This window comes from Achromobacter sp. 1011811831, assembly GCF_059760905.1.
This window is the reverse complement of record NZ_JCBANG010000057.1, coordinates 22785-41639: the sequence shown is the minus strand read 5'-3', so window position 1 is coordinate 41639 and position 18855 is coordinate 22785. Positions and strand designations below refer to the sequence as shown.

The 18855-nt window shown below is 67.9% G+C and carries 18 protein-coding genes; 6 read left to right on the top strand and 12 right to left on the bottom strand.

Features of this window, described 5'->3' with window-relative positions; genetic code table 11:
- Positions 1-59: 59 nt before the first annotated feature.
- The 3 genes from AC6LJ9_RS20090 to dsdA all read right to left on the bottom strand — a co-directional run bounded on the left by AC6LJ9_RS20090 (position 60) and on the right by dsdA (position 4345).
- Complete coding sequence (locus AC6LJ9_RS20090; RefSeq protein WP_498148965.1) at positions 60-1586, bottom strand: M81 family metallopeptidase; 1527 nt, start codon at positions 1584-1586, stop codon at positions 60-62.
- A 12-nt stretch (positions 1587-1598) separates the two neighbouring features.
- Positions 1599-2918: an MFS transporter gene (locus AC6LJ9_RS20085; protein ID WP_498148964.1), complete on the bottom strand. Its 1320-nt coding sequence runs from the start codon at positions 2916-2918 to the stop codon at positions 1599-1601.
- A gap of 113 nt (positions 2919-3031) precedes the next feature.
- Positions 3032-4345, bottom strand: coding sequence for a D-serine ammonia-lyase (gene dsdA, locus AC6LJ9_RS20080; protein ID WP_498148963.1), 1314 nt, complete (start codon positions 4343-4345; stop codon positions 3032-3034).
- Positions 4346-4454: 109 nt separating this feature from the next.
- On the opposite strand from dsdA, the gene AC6LJ9_RS20075 reads away from it, so the two are divergent.
- A complete protein-coding gene (locus AC6LJ9_RS20075) occupies positions 4455-5411 on the top strand; it encodes a LysR substrate-binding domain-containing protein (RefSeq protein ID WP_498148962.1) in 957 nt (318 codons plus the stop codon).
- A 36-nt stretch (positions 5412-5447) separates the two neighbouring features.
- Here AC6LJ9_RS20075 and AC6LJ9_RS20070 read toward each other — a convergent pair whose 3' ends face one another.
- Entirely contained in the window at positions 5448-6341 is an 894-nt protein-coding gene (locus AC6LJ9_RS20070) for a hypothetical protein (RefSeq protein ID WP_498148961.1), read from the bottom strand.
- 187 nt (positions 6342-6528) lie between these two features.
- Here AC6LJ9_RS20070 and AC6LJ9_RS20065 point away from each other — a divergent pair, with 187 nt between their 5' ends.
- From AC6LJ9_RS20065 to AC6LJ9_RS20045, 5 genes are all read left to right on the top strand, one after another.
- On the top strand, positions 6529-7545 hold the full coding sequence (locus AC6LJ9_RS20065; RefSeq protein ID WP_498148960.1) for a leucine-rich repeat domain-containing protein: 1017 nt from the start codon (positions 6529-6531) through the stop codon (positions 7543-7545).
- Positions 7546-7603: 58 nt separating this feature from the next.
- Positions 7604-7891 (top strand): hypothetical protein, encoded by a 288-nt coding sequence (locus AC6LJ9_RS20060; protein WP_498148959.1) that lies wholly within the window; start codon positions 7604-7606, stop codon positions 7889-7891.
- 66 nt (positions 7892-7957) lie between these two features.
- Positions 7958-8503 carry a hypothetical protein gene (locus AC6LJ9_RS20055; protein WP_498148958.1) on the top strand — a complete coding sequence of 182 codons (546 nt, stop codon included), beginning with the start codon at positions 7958-7960 and terminating at the stop codon, positions 8501-8503.
- Positions 8504-8618: 115 nt separating this feature from the next.
- Positions 8619-9068, top strand: a complete 450-nt coding sequence (locus AC6LJ9_RS20050) for a DUF6389 family protein (protein WP_498148957.1) — start codon at positions 8619-8621, stop codon at positions 9066-9068.
- Positions 9069-9233: 165 nt separating this feature from the next.
- Complete coding sequence (locus tag AC6LJ9_RS20045; RefSeq protein ID WP_498148956.1) at positions 9234-9563, top strand: YegP family protein; 330 nt, start codon at positions 9234-9236, stop codon at positions 9561-9563.
- A 46-nt stretch (positions 9564-9609) separates the two neighbouring features.
- On the opposite strand, the gene AC6LJ9_RS20040 is transcribed toward AC6LJ9_RS20045, so the two are convergent.
- The 8 genes from AC6LJ9_RS20040 to AC6LJ9_RS20005 all read right to left on the bottom strand — a co-directional run bounded on the left by AC6LJ9_RS20040 (position 9610) and on the right by AC6LJ9_RS20005 (position 18835).
- Positions 9610-12030 (bottom strand): TonB-dependent siderophore receptor, encoded by a 2421-nt coding sequence (locus AC6LJ9_RS20040; protein WP_498148955.1) that lies wholly within the window; start codon positions 12028-12030, stop codon positions 9610-9612.
- Between the two features lie 86 nt (positions 12031-12116).
- Positions 12117-13064, bottom strand: coding sequence for a FecR domain-containing protein (locus tag AC6LJ9_RS20035; RefSeq protein WP_498148954.1), 948 nt, complete (start codon positions 13062-13064; stop codon positions 12117-12119).
- Between the two features lie 6 nt (positions 13065-13070).
- Positions 13071-13598 carry a sigma-70 family RNA polymerase sigma factor gene (locus AC6LJ9_RS20030; protein ID WP_498148953.1) on the bottom strand — a complete coding sequence of 176 codons (528 nt, stop codon included), beginning with the start codon at positions 13596-13598 and terminating at the stop codon, positions 13071-13073.
- Positions 13599-13709: 111 nt separating this feature from the next.
- Complete coding sequence (locus AC6LJ9_RS20025) at positions 13710-15833, bottom strand: TonB-dependent receptor family protein (protein ID WP_498148952.1); 2124 nt, start codon at positions 15831-15833, stop codon at positions 13710-13712.
- A 56-nt stretch (positions 15834-15889) separates the two neighbouring features.
- Positions 15890-16333 carry a CopD family copper resistance protein gene (locus tag AC6LJ9_RS20020; RefSeq protein ID WP_498148951.1) on the bottom strand — a complete coding sequence of 148 codons (444 nt, stop codon included), beginning with the start codon at positions 16331-16333 and terminating at the stop codon, positions 15890-15892.
- A gap of 45 nt (positions 16334-16378) precedes the next feature.
- Positions 16379-17056, bottom strand: coding sequence for an ABC transporter ATP-binding protein (locus AC6LJ9_RS20015; RefSeq protein WP_498148950.1), 678 nt, complete (start codon positions 17054-17056; stop codon positions 16379-16381).
- Positions 17049-17837, bottom strand: a complete 789-nt coding sequence (locus AC6LJ9_RS20010) for an ABC transporter permease (RefSeq protein WP_498148949.1) — start codon at positions 17835-17837, stop codon at positions 17049-17051. Before AC6LJ9_RS20010 ends, AC6LJ9_RS20015 begins: the two co-directional genes overlap by 8 nt.
- Positions 17834-18835, bottom strand: coding sequence for a substrate-binding domain-containing protein (locus AC6LJ9_RS20005; RefSeq protein WP_498148948.1), 1002 nt, complete (start codon positions 18833-18835; stop codon positions 17834-17836). Before AC6LJ9_RS20005 ends, AC6LJ9_RS20010 begins: the two co-directional genes overlap by 4 nt.
- Positions 18836-18855: the final 20 nt, after the last annotated feature.

Below are 18855 nucleotides of genomic sequence, written 5' to 3'. Positions count from 1 at the left end.
CGACTCGCTCACGAGTCGAGCCGTGGCCGATCGACTGCGGATATCGGTACCGCTCGGCGTCAGGCTCCTTGCCTGTCCTCCAACGCAGCGCGATCCGACAGCGGCCAATACTCGCCAACCAGCCGCTCCCTCGGAAACGAAGTGATATCAGCAGTACTCAACCCCACGCTATCCACCGAGATGATCTGCGCGGCCAGCCGTCGATACCCCGCCCGAAAGTGATTGGCCCCCTTGATGGCGATGAGCTTGTACGCGGTGACGTCGATGCCGTGCAGGAAGAACGGTTCCTCGTCGTAGATCTGCTCGGCGCGCGAGGCGACGATGACGTCCACGCCCTGGATGAGCAAGCGGCACATCGCGCCCAGGTCGAAGCGCACGCCTTCGAACATGGAGCCGGCGCGGTTGATGAAACGGCCGTCGGTGATGGCCTTGACGTAGGCATTCACGCGCAGCGGTTCGCCCTGGAAACGCCCCTGCTTGCCGCCCAGCGACACGCTGATGCTGGCGCCCACGCCGGCCTGACGGGCTTGTTCGACGACGGCGGCGTCGTTGATGGACGCGAAACAGCAGGTGCCGGGCGCGGGCTGGGCGTCGAGGACGGCGCGCAGCAGGTGGGTGCCATCGCCGGGCGTGCCGCCGCCGGGGTTGTCGGCGTATTCATTGACGACGACCGGGCCGTGCGCGGCGGCCAGGGCCTGCGCCACGCCTTCGGTCGGGCTGGGAAAGGACGGGCGGAAGTCCTCGCGGCGCGTCCAGATCCATTGCGCGACTTCGTCGGCGCAGCGCTCGGCCAGCGCAAGGTCGCCAGCGGTGGTGCAGACCACGGCGGGGCACGGCGCGGCGATGTCCGCGTAGGGAAAGCCGTGAAACCATGAACAGTCTATGACGCCGGGCCGCTGGGCCAGTGCGGCGCAGACGGCGTTGACCTCGGCGGGAATGAAGCCTTCCTGCGTGGTGACGATGTAGGGCAGCATGGGCAGGCGGCGCATGACGGTCACCGGCCGCAAGCGGCCGGCGATGATCTCGCGCAGCAGCGCCACCGCCTCCACGCCCCGATCATGAAAATCCGTGTGCGGATACAGCTTGCAAGGCAGGGTCAGTTCGCAGCTGTCGCGCATGGCCTCGGTCATATTGCCGTGCAGGTCGTAGACGGCGGCAATGGGCGTGGCGGGACCGACCAGTTCGCGCACGGCCACGCACAGGTCGCCCTCGATGTCTTCGACGCCGTCGGCCACGCCGGCGCCGTGCAGCGCCAGCAGCACGCCGTCCACTGGCAGCGCGGCGCGCAGGCTGTCGAGGATGCGGCGTTTCATCTGGGCGTAGGCCTGGGCCTCGATGGTGCCGGACGGCGTGGCCTGGCCGACGTAGGCGCAGACCAGTTCCGCGCCGGCCTGCCGCGCGCCCTCGATGAAGCCGCCGACCTGGTGGTTGGATCTGTCGAAGGCTTGCAGGATCTGGTCCTGGCCGCTGTATTGCTCGAAGGCGCGCAGCGGGGTCTGGCCGGCGAATTCAGCGGCGTAGGTGTTGGTCTCGTGGATCAGGCCGGCGACGGCCAGACGCAGCGGTGTTGCGGGTGTGCTTGCCATGGTGCGGGCTCTTCAGCGATTGACTTTCTTGGGGTCGAAGCTCAGCGCGATCAGGGCGCTGACCAGCAGCGCGCCCGCGATCACGTAGATGGCCGGCGCGGTGCTGTGATAGATGTCACGGATCCAGCCGATCAGGTAGGGGCTGACAAAGCCGCCCAGGTTGGCCAGGCTATTGATGATGCCGATGGACGCGGCCGCCGTGGCGCCGCCCAGGAAGGCGGTGGGCAGCGTCCACATGATGGGCGAGAAGCTGATGATGCCGGCGGCGGCGACGGACAGCGCGATCACGGCCAGCGTCAGGTTGGTGCCGGCGAAGACGCTGGCGACCAGGCCCACGGCGCCCAGCACCAGGATGAAGACCAGGTGCCAGCGGCGCTCGCGGCGCAGGTCCGAGCTGCGTCCGACCAGCACCATGGCCACCATGGCAACCAGGTACGGAATGGCGCTCAAGAGGCCGATACGCACGCCGCCTTCGGCGCCGGCGTCCTTGATCAGCGTGGGCAGGTAGAAGCCCAGCGTGTACAGCGCCATCATCGCCGGGAAGGTCATGGCGATGATTTTCCAGATGCGCGCGTCGCGCAGCGCCCGCAGCAGCGGCATGTGCTCGCGGCCGGCATTGTCTTCGGCGATGTCGCGGGTGATCAGGTCGCGCTGTTGCTGCGTGAGCCAGGTGGCGTCCTGCACGCGGTTGGACAGGATGAGCAGCACGCCGATGGCCAGCGGAATGGTCGGCAGCGCTTCCAGCACGAACAGCCATTGCCAGCCCGGATGGCCGCCGACCAGATGGAAGCGCTCCATGATCCAGCCCGACAGCGGGTTGCCGATCAGGCCGGCCACGGGGATGCCAGCCTGGAAGATGGCGGTCATCTTGGCGCGGCGGCGGTTCGGAAACCAGTACGTCAGATAGAGGATCACACCCGGATAGAAACCGGCCTCGGCCACGCCGAGCAGGAAGCGCACGGCGTAGAACTGCCAGGGCGTGGTGACGAAGGCCATGACGCCCGACAGGATGCCCCAGGAAATCATGATGCGCGCGATCCACAGGCGCGCGCCGACGCGGTGCATGATGAGGTTGCTGGGCACCTCGAACACCATGTAGCCGATGAAGAACAGCCCGGCGCCCAGGCCATAGGCCGCTTCGCTGAATTGCAGGTCCGCCAGCATGTTGAGCTTGGCGATGCCGATGTTGATACGGTCCAGGTACGCGACCACGTAGCAAAGCATCAGGAAGGGAATGAACCGCAGCGCGACCTTTCTGTAGGTCGCGTTTTCAAAGGCTTGCTGGTCCGGGGTGGCGGCCCGGCCGGCGGGTAGGGAAGCGCTGGCGCTCACGGGTTGTCTCCTTGGAATGTCGTTGTTGGTATGGGGTCTGCCGGGAATCTGCCGGAGATCAGCCGGGAATCTGCTGGATACCGGGGATCTGCGGGATAGCGGAACCTGGCGGCTCAGGCCGCGCGGCGCGGGCGCAGCGTCCTGGCGTGGTCCTGGAAGCCGCGCAGCGCATCGCGCGGCACCAGCGATCCGCCGGTGGCCCAGATGACGTGCGTGGCGTTGGCCATGGCCAGGCCCTGCGCATAGGCGCGGCCGGCGGCCGAGCCCTGCAACCAGCCGGGCCCCGAGACGGCGGCGGCAGCCGAGGGCTCGACCTCGGCGTCCAGACTGTCCTTCAGCGCCAGCAGGTTCAGGTACAGCTCGTCGTCCGACACGGTGAAGACGCCGCCCAGTTGCGGCGTCATCAGCGAAGCCACCAGCTCGGACGCCTGCCCGACCGCCAAGCCGTCGGCCTCGGTGCGGTTGTCCAGGCCCAGGTCGTAGACGGACGTGGGAGCCTGCATGCCGGCGGCCAGCTGCACCAGCATGCAGGGCGAGGCCACCGGCTCGGCGAAGAAGCAATGCACGTGATCGCCGTATAGCGCCTTGAGTCCATGGGTGATGCCGCCCGGCGCGCCGCCGACGCCGCAGGGGATGTAGACGAACAGCGGATGTTCGGCGTCGACCTTGCGGCCCGCCTCGGCCAGTTGCCGCGCCAGGCCGCGCGCGGCGGCCGCGTAGCCGAAGAACAGCAGCTCGGATTGCTCGTCGTCGACGAAGTGGCTGCGCGGTGCGGCCAGCGCCTGCGCCCGGCCGGCGGCGACGGCCTGGGCGTAGTCGCCGGCGTGCTCGATGACGCGCACGCCGCGCTGGCGCAGGCGGTCTTTCTTCCATTCCTTGGCATCGGCGGACATGTGCACCACGGCGTCGAAACCCAGCGCGGCCGCCATGACGCCGATGCTCATGCCCAGGTTGCCGGTGCTGCCCACGGTCACGGCATACTGGCCGAACAGCGCGCGGGCCTGTGGCGTCGCCAGCAGGCGGCGGTCGGCGTCGGCGTGGGGCAGCAGGCCCTGTTCCAGCGCGATGGCCTCGGCAATGGCCAGCACTTCATGAAAACCGCCACGGGCCTTGATGGAGCCGGCCACGGGCAATTCGTCATCACGCTTGAGATACCAGCTGCCGGACGCCGACGCGCCGCCCAGTTGCTGCTGCAAGGCCTGCGCGGGCATCAGGCGGGACTCGATCTGCCCAGCCGCATTCGCCAACTCCGGAAACAGCTCGGCCAGCAGCGGCGCGCAGCGCGCCAGGCGCCGCTGCGCGTCGTCGATCCGATCCAGGGACGGCGCATCGTCGGGCAGCGAGCCGCCCCGGGCCGGATTGAGCCACAACAGCGGCGTGCGGGATTGAAGCTGGGCTAATAACTGGGGATCGAGATTGACGGTCATCTGGCGCGGGCATGGAAAGGGACAGGCGCAGATCGTAGAAGCCGGCGGCGTGCAAGAATAGCGATGATTTCTAATTCCGCCATTAGCCTGACTTATTCCTGCCTCCTGTATGCCTGTCCATTTCGATTCCACGCTGCTGGGCGCGCTGCGCTGCTTCGACATGGCGGGCCGCCATCTCAGCTTCACCCGGGCGGCAGCGGCCATGAGCCTGACGCAAAGCGCGGTCAGCCAGCAGATCCGCCAGCTGGAGGACCGGCTGGGCTATCTGCTGTTCGTGCGGCAGCAGCGCGGGCTAAAGTTCACGCCCAAGGGCGAGCAGCTGCACGCCACCGTCAGCCGCGCGCTGGGCGACATCCAGCAAGAGATCGAGCGTCTGGGCCTGCCCACGTCAGCCTTGCAGGTCAATTGCCTACCCTCTTTCGCGCTGCAATGGCTGATGCCGCGCCTGACGGAATTCCATCGCCTGCAGCCGGACGTGTCGGTGCGGCTGAAAGCGGAATTCCAGCCGGTGGATCGCAAGCTGATGGACGAAGAGGACATCGACATCGCCATCCGCTACGACCCGGACGACTACGGCCACTTGCAGGCCGACGCGCTGATGGACGAATACCTGCTGGTGGTGGCCACGCCCGAATACCTGGCCGCGCATCCGAAGTTCCGGGCGGGCAAGCCGCTGGACGGCGTGGAGTTCCTGCATGACGCCTCGCCCTGGGTCGGCGCGGCGGAGTTCATCGAGTGGCGCACCTGGATGCAGGCGCACCAGCCGCGCTGGCTCAAGCATCTGGACGGCCCGCAGTTCAACCTGGCCAGCCTGGCCATCGGCGCGGCGCTGAATCACCAGGGCGTGGCGATCGGGCGCAGCGCGATGGTCCATGACGAGATCCGCAGCGGGCGGCTGGTCGATGTGTTCGGCAAGCATGTGGCGGCGCCGGCGCGGTACGTGCTGCTGTCGCGACGGCCAGAGGAACGGCGCACGCGGATATTCTCGGAATGGTTGAAGGCGGAGTGCCGGGCGTTTGATGGGCAACGGGCGGCGTTGATGGGGGGTGCGGCGGCGGGCGCTTAGGACTGCCGGCGGGATTCCCGGCAGCGCCCGCCTTCATCAACGACGATGCTGGGCCTCAAGTTCCTTGAACCAGGCATCGACGGTTGCCTGCATCGCTTCGGGAGGCGTGCCCAGGACATTCATCAGATCCAGGTGCGCATCTTTCACGCGTTTGTCCTTGGACAGCAGGCCATCGAAGTACGAGGCCGTGAGGACGTAGTCGAAATCGAGCTGATTGTTGAGTTCTTTTTCGGGCTTCATTTTGCTGATATCACCGCCGTTTCGCAAAACCTGAAGCGTATGGCGCACAGAAAGAAACTGGAACCGAAACACCAACGGATTCTTCTTGACGAAGCGTCGGGCACCCGCCGCTGACCAACCGCCCTTATTTCGAAGCCACTTCATCGTAAAAATGCGCGCAGCACACCACACAAATGCGATATACCGCTCGTGACTGAGATGCCGGGAACAGACGGCTTGCTTCAGATCGAATGGCAGCCCGCCTTGAAGCACAGCCAGACCTTGCTCCGTGCGCGCTTTCGCATCCCCTGCGTGCAAGTCCGCTGCCAGTAAATTCTCCCTGGCCTGACCGAACTCCGCCTCGATTTCCGCGGCGGCGTCCTCTCTGCCTGAAAGCACATCACGCACAATTCTCCTGCCACGTTCAGTACGTTCAAGCGACAGGATATTTCGGCGAGTAGCCAAACTCAGGGCAGCCATTTCATCCCGAAGGAGCTCACCCACGCTATGCGTGGAACGAATCCGATCGGCATCGTTCTCGAAAGCCCTCAAGGCCTGTCTCATGGTGGACAGGAAGGCGGTGTGCTTGCACATTTCCACGAACGCCACATCGGGAATGACATATTCAGCCGCCTCATTCTCCTGCATGTGCTGCGCCAGCTCCGGCGCTTCCAGCATGTTCATGTCCACAACGTATTTCTTCTTGGCCACAACTTCTCCGTCTGCAAAAACTCGTGAATCGATGTTCCATCGCTCGCACGATCAGGCTGCCGGATACTAAACACTTTTCCTTCCATGTGCAGTTTCCCAAAACCACCAGGTTTCCAGCCTTAGCCCGCATTGGAAATAGTAGATAATCCCCAGACCTCCCGCCGCCTCGCCAAGGATCGCTCAAGCCGTGACCGCCGCCGCCCACGTTTTCGCCATGAACGGCCTGCCCTGGACGGATGCCCTGATCGCCGACGCGGCTACCCGGATCAGCCACGGCGGCAGCATCGGCTTCGGCTTTGGCATGGACGCGCCGGCCCATCTGGCCGACCTCGACGCGCAGGTGTTCTCGCGGCGTCCCGATCTGCAATTGCGCGTCTGGCGCGTCGGCGACGACAGGCGATTTACCGATGAAGACCTGCGCGCGCTGGCTGCCCTGCACCATGTGCGCAAGCTGGAAATCAGCCTGGACAAGGCGCAGCCGCTCACGCCGCTTGCATCACTGCACACGCTGGAAAGCCTGACGCTCAAGGGCGGCAAGTCCCACGGCCTGGACTTCCTGCCGTCGCAGGGCAATCTGCGGGCGCTGGAACTGCATGGTGCGTTTAAGGGTCTGGAGTCCCTGGCCGATTGCCATGCCCTGCAAAGCCTCTACGCCGGCAGCTCGCGGCTGGATACGGACGCCTTGCTGGCCTCGCTGCCCGATGTGCGCTCGCTGACGCTGGACGGCTGCCCTGCGCCGCAGGACCTGTCCCTGCTGAACCGCCCTGGCCTGGAAAGCCTGTGCCTGAGCTCGATTCCCAAGCTCTCCGGGCTGGACGCGCTGGCGGCGTTCTCGCATCTGCAAGCCCTGGATGTGCAGGGCGCAGCGCACCTGCAACGGCTGCCCGACATGTCCGGCATGCGCGCGCTGCGCACGCTGGCCTTGAATCGCCTGAAGACCTGGAGCAATCCCGAGGCCTTGCAAACGCTGCCGGCATTGGAGACGCTGACGCTCCAGGAAATCAACACCAAGCTCCGGGCCGAGCAGTTTGCCTTCCTGCCCGCCCTGCCGGGGTTGCGGCGCGTCGATATCCGTTTCATCGATACCGGCGCGCGCCGCCGGACGGGAATCGAGGCGTTGTTTGCCGCCGCGGGCAGACAGGCGCTACTCGTGGCCGACGAGGACGAAGGCCAGGACGAAAACCCGGACTCCCCAGCCGCCTAGGCCAACGCCGCAGAGCGCGATATCCTGCGCGGGCAGCCCTCATCCACGGAATCTCCCCATGACCACCCCCACCTCCAATCCCTCCCCCGTCCAGCCGCTGCATCATCTGGAATGCGGCGAATGCGGCTGGACGCTGACGATCTTGGCCAACACGACCGATCCCGTGTGCCAATGTCCGTGGTGCGGCTGGGACGACCTGGACATATCCCGCGTCGAGACGAAAGGCGCGGGGCAACAGATCCGCTGCAAGACGCACGGCGCGATGGCCGTGCTGATTCCCAGCGACAACATCGAAACGGACGATTTCATCAACGAGCTGTACTGCCCGTTCTGCAAGCGGTCCTGACACCCGCCCTCGTCCCGCCCCGCCAGTTTCAGAATCCTCTGGTGTCGCGCGCCGCGCGGCCCCCGCATGATCTTCGAGCGCGCTTCACTGCGCGCCCTTTCTCCAGATCCTGCCAGGGCCACCATGACACCCCGCACACTCCTTCGCGCCGCCGCCTGCCTCCTTGCCGTCCTGCCGTCGCCGGCGCCGGCCGACAGCACGGGCCGCCTGCAATTCCTCTATACCGCCTTCATGGACGTGCGCGGACTGGCCGCGAACACGCTGGAACACTGCGCGCGCGACAACCCCGCAACGCAATCCATGCTGCAAGGGCTGTACCAGGACTGGGAGCGGAACCACGGCCGCCACCAGGCCGAACTGCAGACGTTGATCCGCGCGCAGCTGGTCGCGGCCATCGGGCCGGAACAGGCCGAAGCCTTCATCGACAACGCCAGGATGCAGGCGCACAAACAGCTGGCGTCCCAGTACTTCCCGCAACGGCCGGTGGCGGACAGCGCGTACTTCTGCGGCAAGCTGCTGCCCCAGACCTTGCGGGGCGAGGTGCCGATGCTGCGCTTTGGGGAGTACGTGCGGGAATACAGGAAAGAGACGGCGTCCCGGGCGCGGCCGTAGCGGCCCCGCGTCGCGTTCAGGGCATCTGGACGGCTTCTGTTAAAACAGGCCATCCAACCAGCCGCCGCCCCGGCGCCTGCCTGAACCCGCCCCACCCACCCTGAACGACCCGCCCATGACCCAATCCGACTACGAAGCCGAACTGCTGCGCATCCTGCGCGCCCACGACGCCGCCGCCCGCGCCACGCTGACCGCGCTGATCGCCGCCCTGCCGCCCAAGGCGCGCGAAATCCACATCGTGGTATTCCCCGACCAGGACGGCGAAGGCACGTTCTCGGTCGTGGCCAGCCTGGAAGGCCCGGACCTGTTCGTGCTCAACAAGGCCATCGAAGGCCACCGCTACCTGTTCGACGTGCGCCATACCGAAGACGGCATCGAGCCCGAGGTGCCCCTGTTCGGCTCGGACGAAGCCGGCTTCGACGTGCAGAACGTGATCGTCGACACGGCCATGCAATGGGTCGGGGAATTGTGGGACGCTTGCGGGCGTGGCCGTTCGCCGTTGCCGGGGCTGGTGTACGGCGAGGAAGGCTACGGCACGCGGGAACCGCTGGAATTGCCCGTCTAGCCATTTGCCTCCCGGCAAGCGCGCACCGCCCCCTTGTCCACGCGCAGGCGAACAGGCATCCGATATGTTCAAAACGCCGCGCATGTCCTACTATCGGCCGGCACTCACAGTGCGCATCGCAGTATCTGCCTATTCCTGGATCACCCCAACATAACGGAGCTATCTATGAGTGGTTACTACGATTTGAAGCGCAGCGGCGACCAGTTCATGTTCAATCTGAAAGCCGCCAACCATGAAGTCATTCTGACTAGCGAGCGCTACACCACCAAGGCCAATGCGCTGGCCGGCATCGAATCGGTGCGCAAGAACTCGCCGACCGATGCCCGCTACGAACGCAAGACCGCCACCAACGGCGCGCCCTATTTCACGCTGACGGCCACCAATGGGCAGGTCATCGGGCGCAGCGAGATGTATTCGAGCGCGGCGGCGCGGGACAATGGCATTGCCTCGGTCAAGACCAACGGGCCCACCGGCACCGTGAAGGACAACACCTGACGCATGGCCCCGGCGTCACGGGCCGGCGCAACGCCGGCTCGCGACGTCAGAACCTATAGCTCAGTTTCACCCACACATTCCTCGGCATCCCGTAGTTGTAGCCGTTGTACCCGCCCAGCCCGCTGTAGTAGCGCTTGTCGGCCAGGTTCTCGATATTGATCGAGGCCGCGACCTGGCGGCTGAATTCATACCGCGCCATCAAGCCCAGCAAGGTCACCCCGCCCTGCGACGCGCGTCCCAGGCCGCTGGATTCGTCATAGTGAATACCGCTCTGGTAGTTGATGCTGCCGCCCACGGTCAGCTTGTTCCACTCGCCCGGCAGCCGGTAGCTGGCGGCCAGCCGGAACAGGCGCTGCGGGTAGTTCGGCAGCAGCAAGGCGCCTTCGTTGTCACGCTTGGCGAAATAGGTGTAGCCGCCCATCAGCTGCAGGCCGCGCGCCACTTCGCCGGCCACGGTGACTTCAAAGCCCTTGCTGCGCGCGCCCGCGACCGAGCGGTACGGCGTGCTGCCGTCCGGCAGCGGCGCGCCGTTGGGGTCTTCGACCGGCACATTGGCTTCCTGGGTTCGAAATACGGCAAAGCTGGTGTTGAGCCTGCCGTCCAGGTGCTCGCCTTTCAGGCCCAGCTCGTAGTTCTTGCCGGTCTGCGGCGGCAGCAGCGCGTTGCCGGCGTCGCGCTCATTGCGCGGGATGAAGATGCGGGTATAGCTCGCGTAGGCCGAGTATGAATCGTTCAGGTCCAGCACCACGCCGGCGTAGGGCGTGAACTTGCCATCGACCTTGGCGGCGGGATTGGTGGTCCACAGCTTGGCGGGACCGTTGTAGGACGAGGACTTTTCCTCGTACCAGGTGGCGCGGCCGCCCAGCACCACCGCCAGCGGGTCCGCGACCTTCAGGCGGGCCGAGCCGTAGACGGCGGTTTCCTTGGCGTCCAGGAACGTGTTGTAGAAGGTGTGGAACTGCGTGGGCTTGGGAAAGTCCTGCAGCCGGTGGAAATTGAGCGGGCGGCGATCCCAGCCGGCGGGATTGGCGGAATTCAGGTTCAGCTCGCTGGTGTAGTCGTTGATGCTCAGGCCCAGCGCGGCCTGGTGCTCGCGGCCGAAAGCCTGGAACGGGCCGCTGGCATACACGTCGAAGGACTTGTTGGTGGACGTGGCCGGGTTGTCGCGTATTTCGATGGTGGAGTCGCCGTTGCGGTCGACGGGGAAATACTCGAACAGATAGCCCCACAGCGCCTTTCTTTCATTTTTCAGCCGGCTGGCGTCCAGCTTGACGCGCCAGCCATTGGCGAAGCGATGGTCCAGCGTGATGAAGATCTTGTCGCTGTACATGTTCCACCGGCTCCACGGCGTGCCGGGGTTGAACGAGCGTGAGAAATCGGTGCGCGTGCCGTCGCGGTAGAACAGGGGCGCCTGGCCGAAGTTGGCGCCGTCGATGGCGGTCTTCTGGTGTTCGTAACCCAGGCTCAACGTGGTGTCGGGGCTGATGTCCGCCTCGACAATGCCATAGAAGAGATCGTCGGCGCGCTTCTTGTGTTCGATGAAACTGTCGCCGGCGGTGCGCGCGGCGACCGCTCGGGCGCGCAGGGTGCCGGCGCTGTTCAGCGGGCCGCCAGCGTCCAGTTCCAGGTTGTAGTTGTTCCAGCGTCCGCCGCCCACCGTGGCATGGCCGGCGAATTCCGTGGTGGGCCGCTTGCGCACCAGGTTGACCGAGCCGCCCGGCTCGCCCACGCCGTTGAGCAGGCCGGCCGCGCCGCGCACCACTTCGATGCGGTCGTAGGCCGCCATGTTGACCATGCCGATCTCGGCCGAGGGCGTCTTGAACGAGAAGGTCGGCACGCCGTCGATCATGGTGTTCAGGGCGAAACCGCGCGAGGTGAAGTTGACGCGTTCGTCGAGCCGGTCGGCGATGATGCCCGGCGTCTGGCGCAGCGCCTCGTCCAGCGTGGCCAGGTTCTGGTCGTCCATCTGCTGGCGCGTCACGACGCTGATGGATTGCGGCGTCTCGCGCAGGGACAGGTCCATGCGGGTCGCGGAGGCGGCGTAGCGGGTGGTGTACGAGTCCGAGCCTTCGCTGGGCGCGGCTTCGCGCGCGCCCAGGACTTCCACGGGCGCCAGCGTCTGTGCGCCGGCGGCGCGCAGGCCATAGCTGTTGCCGCCCTGCCGCACCGCCTCCAGCCCGCTGCCCGATAGCAGGGCCGCCAGGCCGGCCTGCAAGCCATAGTCCCCCTGCAGGCCAGCGCTCTGCTTGCCCTGCGTCAGCTGCGCATCGAACGACAACACCACGCCCGCCTGGGCCGCGAACCGGCTCAGCGCCAGCCCCAGCGGGCCGGGCGGCACGTCGTAGCGCCGGGTCGCCTCGGCGCCGGCGGAGGCCTGGGCCAGGGCGGACGAGGCCACGCCGATGGCCGCCACGGCGACGAAGACGGCCGCGGCGGAATGACGGGGGCTGGAGAGAGAAAAGGGCATGGCTGGGGTTCCGGGAGGCAGATCCGACGTGATCCCAGCTAAGTCGGATGAGCGCGCGAAAGGGACAATGCCTCGCGAAAATTTTTTCAGCCGCGCGCCAGCACGCGCACGTAATAGCGGGTGAAGCGCGACAGCCGGACGGGCAGCGCCCGCACCACCGCCGCCAGCGCGCGGTCGGTGTCGTCGATGGGAAAAGCGCCCGACAGGCGCAGCGAGGCCACGTCCTCATCGCAGTGCAGGCTGCCCGCCCGGTAGCGCGCCAGTTGGTCGATGAAGTCGCCCAGCCGCCAGTTGTCCACCACCAGCAGGCCACGGGTCCAGGCGTCGGGTTCGCCAGCCACGGCGCCGGCATGGCTGGCCCCCGCCGCGTCCAGGACGCCCTGTTCGCCCGCCTTCAGGATCAGCGCGTCGCCGCCTGCGGCCGGTTCCAGCGCCACCGCATGACGCAGCACGGCGACGCGCGTGCGCGCATCCTGGCGGTCGACGATGAAGCGCGTGCCCAATGGCCGCACCGTGCCATGCGCGGTCACCACCCGCAACGGCGCCAGGCCGGACACGGCCTGTTCCGTATCGATCAGGATCTCTCCCGCATGCACGACGATGCGGCGGCCGCGCGCGTCGAACGCCACATCGACCGCGCTGCCGCTGTCCAGCCACAGCAAGGTGCCATCCGGCAGGCGCAGGTCGCGGCGCTCGCCGGCCGCCATGCGGTAGTCGGCCAGCATCCTGTCCATGGGCAGCGAGCGCCACGCCAGCCAGCCGCCGGCGCCGAACAGCGCCACGGCGCCCAGGCCGTTGCGCAGGGCCGCGCGCCGGGCAAAGTGATGATCGGCCCGCTTGAGCGTATCGGCCGCCAGCCGCGCCGGAGCCGCGCCCAGGGCGCCGCGCAGGCGTTCAACCTGCCGCCAGACCCGCGCGTGCTCGGGGTCGGCCGCCAGCCAGCGCTCATGCGCGGCCAGGTCGGCCGCGCTGACATCGTCGGCGCACAGCCGCGCGTACCATTGCGCGGCGGCGGCGATGGTCTTGTCCGCCATGGCCGGCTACTGCCCTTGCAGCGCGTACACCAGGCAATGCTCGGTGGCGCGCGCCATGTATTTCTTGACGGAGCTGACGGTGACGCCCAGCGTGGCCGCGATCTGGGCGTAGCTGGCGCCTTCGAGCTGGGACATCAGGAATGCGCGCCGGGGCTTGTCGCCCAGGCCGTGCAGCATGGCGTCGATCTCGCGGATGGTCTCGAGCAGGATAGCCCGCGTCTCGGGAGAGATCGCGGCGGCCTCGGGCTGCCGCGCCAGGGTTTCCAGCCAGGCGCGTTCCAGCGCCTGGCGGCGGATATGGTCCACCAGCGTGCGCTGCGCCACGGTCGCCAGGAAACTGCGCGGCTGCCGCAAGCCCTGCAACTGGGCCATGGACGCCGGCGAGGCCAGCAGCCGCAGGAACGTGTCCTGGGCCAGGTCGGCCGCTTCGGCGGGCACGCTCAGGCGCCGCAACAGCCAGCCGCGCAGCCAGCCATGATGATCGCGATACAGCCTGCCGAGCTCGCGGTGCTCCAGGGATTCCGTGGACGACATGGCCTTGCGGTACCGCTTCCAGATTCATGGGAATAGGAATTGTAATCATTATTGATGAAGACAAACAATCCTTCCGAACCGACCGCGATGCCGCCCCAGGCGCCCCTCCCCTCAGAACCGATACGTCAGCCCCGCGCTGAACGCCCGGCCGTTGCCGGGCAGGAAGATCGGCATGGCCGCCGTCGCGCTGTTGCGGATGGCGTAGCTGCTGGCGTAGGTCTTGTCGGTCAGGTTGTCCGCCTGCAGGTAGGCGCTCCAGTGCGCGTCATGCTCGTAGGCCACCTTGAAACCCAGCAGCGCGTAGGCCTGCTGCTGCGTGCCGGGTGCGTTGGCGTGGTTGGTCTCGGTGTCGCTCATCAGCCAGCGCAGGTTGGGGCCGACACGCCAGCCGCCCTTGCGGTACATGATTTCGGCGCTGAGCAGATGGCGCGGCACGCCGGCGATGCGCTTGCCCGCGAACTCGCCGCCGCGGAAGCGGAAGTCGCTGAAGGTGTAGGCGATGCGGTAGTCGAGCAGGCCGTCGCCGGGCGCGGGCAGGCTGCCGCCGATGCCGGCCTCGATACCCTGGTGGCGGGTGCGGCCGCGATAGTTGTAGGTGCCGGCCGGCGTGCCGTTGGCGTTGCTGACGGACATGAGCTCGTCGTCGACGCGGCTGCGGTACAGCGACACGCTCCAGCGCAGATCGCGGCCGGCCACGTCCAGCGTGCCATCGCCGCCGATCTCATAGGTCAGCGCGCGTTGCAGGTCCAGCTTGCTCATGGACGCGACGGCGCTGGCCGGGTTCATGGGCGCGGGCACTTCACCGTTGACGATTTCCCAGAAGGTGGGCGCCTCGTTGCTGCGGCTGACGTTGGCGTACCAGCGTTGCGTGGCGGCAGGTTGCCACACCAGGCCCAGGCGCGGCGTGGCGTAGTTCCAGTCCTGGTCCAGGGTCTTGCCGCTGTTGCGCTCGCGCGCGTCACGCACGGCCTGCGTGTATTTCAGGTCGCCGACCAGGCTGAACTCTTCGGTCAGGCGCCAGTCCGCGCCTACCAGCGCGCTGCGGTTCTCGGCCTTGAGCGCGTAGGCGCCGAAGCGTTGCAGGCGGCGGCCGTCGGCCGGGCGGATGGCGTAGAAATCGCGGTCCATGTCGCTGCGCTGCCAGTCCAGCGCCACGCGGTAGTCCACGCTGCCGGCCTTGCCGGCCAGCCGCCACGTCAGGCCATAGGTGTCACCGTCGGTGACGTTGGCGACCTGCGGATTGGTGAAGTCGTCGTCGGTGCGCTGCCAGTACAGGCCGACGGTCTGGTTCAGCGCCTCGTCGCCCCAATGGCTGCGGTTGGCGATGCGGAACTGGCTGCTGTCGCGGTGCGGATCGCGCTTGTAGACGTTGTTGCTCAGGTCCAATGGCGAGTTGCCGTCGCCCAGCACGGCGCGCGGATCGTCATGCATGCGGGCCTTGGGCACGGGCTGGGGGATATCGAATTTCAGATCGGTATAGGACAGATAGGTGCGGTTCTCGAAGCCATCGCGCCGAAAACCCAGGTTGCCCTGGAAGCTGGAGCGCTCCGACGCCGAGTGGTGGCGGTAGCCGTCGGACTTGTCGTAGCCGAAGCTGAAACGGCCGTCCAGGCGATCGTCCTCGAAGCCCTTGGACAGCGTCAGGCTGCGGCTGCCGAAGCTGCCGCCGCCCAGGCGGATCATGTCGTTCTGCGTGCCGGTCAGCGACAGGAAGTCGACTTCGCCGCCCAGCGTGCTGGCGCCCGGCGAGAGCGCATTGGCGCCGCGCCGCACGGTGATCATGCCGGCGTTGCGCGGCTCCAGCATGCTGATGATGAAGGAGCCATCGGCGTCATTCAGCGGCAGGCCGTCCTGCATCAGCAGGATGCCCCGACTCAGCGGATTGCTCTGGACGCCGGAGCCGCGGATGTTCAGGCGCGGCTGATCCAGGCCGCCGAAAAACTCTTGCACCACCACGCCGGGCTGGTAGTCCAGCGCGTCGCGCAGCGTGACCAGGCGCACTTCTTGCTGCGGCTGGATCAGGTTGGTGCCGCCGGGCACGGCGCGCAGCGCGGCCTGGGCCTGCTCGGGACCGGGGTCCAGCGCCTGCGTCGGCGACTGGCCCGACACGAGCACGGGCGACAGCGAGGGCACGGCCCGGCCGGCGGCCGGCGCCTGCTGGGCATGGGCCAGGGATGGCCCCAGCGCGACGAGGGCCAGGCTGGACGCCAAGTGGCGCAAGACGAGTGACTTCATGGGGATGCTTCCACGTAGAGCAAGAAAATGGGCTGTCGGACGCCGCGCATCGGGCGCTACCAGGACAGATGGAACATGGTCTTGGCCAGCAGCACGATGCCGACCATGTGACAGAACACGCTGATGTGCACGCGCCTGCGCACCGCGCTGCGCAGGCGCTGGCGGCGCGCCAGCGACATGGCGACGACGACATGGACCAACACGCTGGCGGCAAGCGCGAGCTTGATGGCCAGCAGCGTGCCGAAGGCCGAGGAGAATGGGTGCGCCAGCGCCGCGCGGTATTGCCAGGCCATGCCCAGGCCGGCCAGGTACAGCGCCAGCACGGCCCAGGGCACCACGGCGCGCACGCGCGGGCCGAGCTGTCCGCCCAGCGCCTTGCGCACATCCGCGGGCAGGCGTTTCTGCACGGGTTCCAGGAACAGCACCTCGAACGTGACGGTGCCGACGAAGACAAAAGCGGCGAACAGGTGCAGGACCAGCAGGAAGGGATAGGTATTCATGTTTGCGCTCGGCAGGAAGACCAGATGAAAGAAAAGCGGACCGCGCTAGCGCTGGCCGCCGGCGGCCAGCAACGCGGCGCGCAGGCGCCCGGCGTCCACCGGACCGTCCAGCGCGATGGGCAAGACGCGACCCTGGTTCACCATGAGGCAACGGTCGACCAGGCCCAGCAGTTCCTCGGGATCGTGGCTGATGCACAGCAGCGCCGCGCCGCTGCGCCGTAGTTCCTCGCGGCAGCAGGCGGCGAGCTGACGGCGCAGGGCGGGATCGAGCGCGCTGAAGGGTTCGTCCAGCATCAGCAGGTCCGGCGACAGCGCCAGCGCCCGCGCCAGGGCCACGCGCTGCGCCATTCCGCCCGACAGCTCGCCGGGCCAGGCATGCCGGTCGGCGTCCAGGCCGACGCGGGCCAGCCACTGCGCGGCCAGCGCGCGGGCCGCTGCCGGGGCGTGGCCGGCGGCGCGCAACGGCAGCGCCACGTTGTCCAGCGCATGACGCCACGGCAGCAGCCGGGGTTCCTGGAACATCAGCACCGGATGGCGAAAGCCATTGGCCAGGATGCCGCCGCTGGGGCGCGCCAGGCCGGCGGCCAGGCGCAGCAGGCTGCTCTTGCCCGCGCCGCTGGGGCCGATCAGGCCCAGCCGCTCGCCGGGGCGCAGGCGCAGGTCCACGTCCCGCAGCACGGTCTTGGCGCCATGGCGCAGGCACACCGCATTCATCTCAAGCATGGCCGGGCTCCATCCAGCGGCCCAGCCGGCGCTGCAGCGGCTGCAGGAAAGCGAATTCCAGCAAGGCCACCAGGCCCAGGATCAGCAGCACCCAGGCGTACAGCTCGGCGGTGTCGAAGGTGCTGCGGGCATTGGCCAGCGCGAAGCCCGCGCCGTTCTCGGCGCCCAGCACCTCGGCCATCACCACCAGCCGCACGCCGCCGCAGGCGGCGATCAGCAAGGCGGCCAGCAGCGGCGCGCTGAGCGCGGGCAGGTACAGGTGGCGCAGGCGCAGCCAGGGGCCGTAGCGGTAGGCCTGTGTCATCTCGACCAGCTTGCGGTCCACGTGCAGCATGCCCTTGACCGTGTTGACGTACATGCCGGGCGCCATCATCAGCGTGGTGATGAAGATCACCATCGACGAACCCAGGCCGAACCACAGCATGGCCAGCACCACAACGACCACCGGCGGCATGGCCATCAGCAGCCAGCGCAGCGGCTCGATCAGGCCGCGCAGGCGGGCGCTGTGGCCGGCCAGCACGCCCAGCGCGAAGCCGATCGACGCGCCGGCCAGCACGCCCGCGCCGATGCGCATCAGGCTGACGCCGGCGTTGGCAAAGAACTGCGGGCTGCGCAGCAGCGGACCGATGGCGCGGAACGCTTCCCAGGGCGTGGCCATCAGCAGCGGCCCGAGCTGGCGCGCGGCCACGTGCCAGGCCAGCAACAGCAGCAGCACGCCGGCCGCGCTCCAGACGCGCGAGGTGCGCAGCGCTGGCGGCCCGTAGGATCGGGGCGCGCTCATGGACCGTAGAAGCCGGCGGGCGGCAGCTTGCCGCCAATGGCTTGCGGATAGCGCTCGGCCAGCAGCTGGTAGAGCGCTTCCAGCTCGGGGCGGGCCTCGCGCGCGCTGCGGCTTTGCAGGCGGGTGCCGCGCACGGCGGCTTCGAGCGCGGCCTGCGGCATGTGCGGCAGATGCTCGCGCGCCAGCGCCGCGCAGTCGGCGGGATGTTCCACGCACCAGCGCGCGGACTCGGCATAGGCGGCATCGACCGCCACGCACAGCGCGCTATCGTCCGCCACGCCGGCAGCGGCCATGACGCCGGCCTGCGGCAGCGAGGGCTGCGCCGGAAAGGCGCCGCGCCAGGCCTGCTCCAGGCTCTGTCCGCGATGCAGCGTGGGCGCGCCGCCCTGCTGCCCGGCGCGCCACAGCAGCAGCGACGCCATGGGTTCGACCAGCAGCGCCTGTTCGGCCTGGCCGTTGAGCATCAGCGCGATCGCGTCCTGGCCGTCGCGGGTGCGGCGCAGCTTGACCGGCGCCAGGCCGCGCGCGGCCTGCGCGTCGAGCAGGGTGTCCAGCAGCACGGCCGGCAGGTCGCGCTGGAACGGCACGGCCAGCTCGCGGCCGGCCAGGTCTTCAAACGTCCGCACGGCCGGATCGCGGCTGACCAGCCAGAGAATGCCCCAGACCGAGATGTTCAAGAGCCGCACCGGCATGCCCCGGTTGTGCAGCAAGGCCGGCAAGGTGCCGGGCGCGGCGCTGAAATCCACGTCGCCATTGACCAGCAGCGTGCGCAATTGATCGGGTGTCTGCCACAGGCGGAAGCGCAGCTGGTCCGCATGCGCGGCCAGCGCGCCGGTGGCGGCCATGTGCATCAGCGGATAGCTGACCACGGCGCCCGGGCCGGCCAGGGTCAGGACGGCGCGGCGGCCGGACGCGGCGCGGGCCGTGGCCAGGCCGGGCAGCAGCGTCGCGCCCAGCATCGCCGCGCAGAGCCGGCGGCGGGTGTTCAGGTCTTTCATCTAAATATTACAAATAGGAA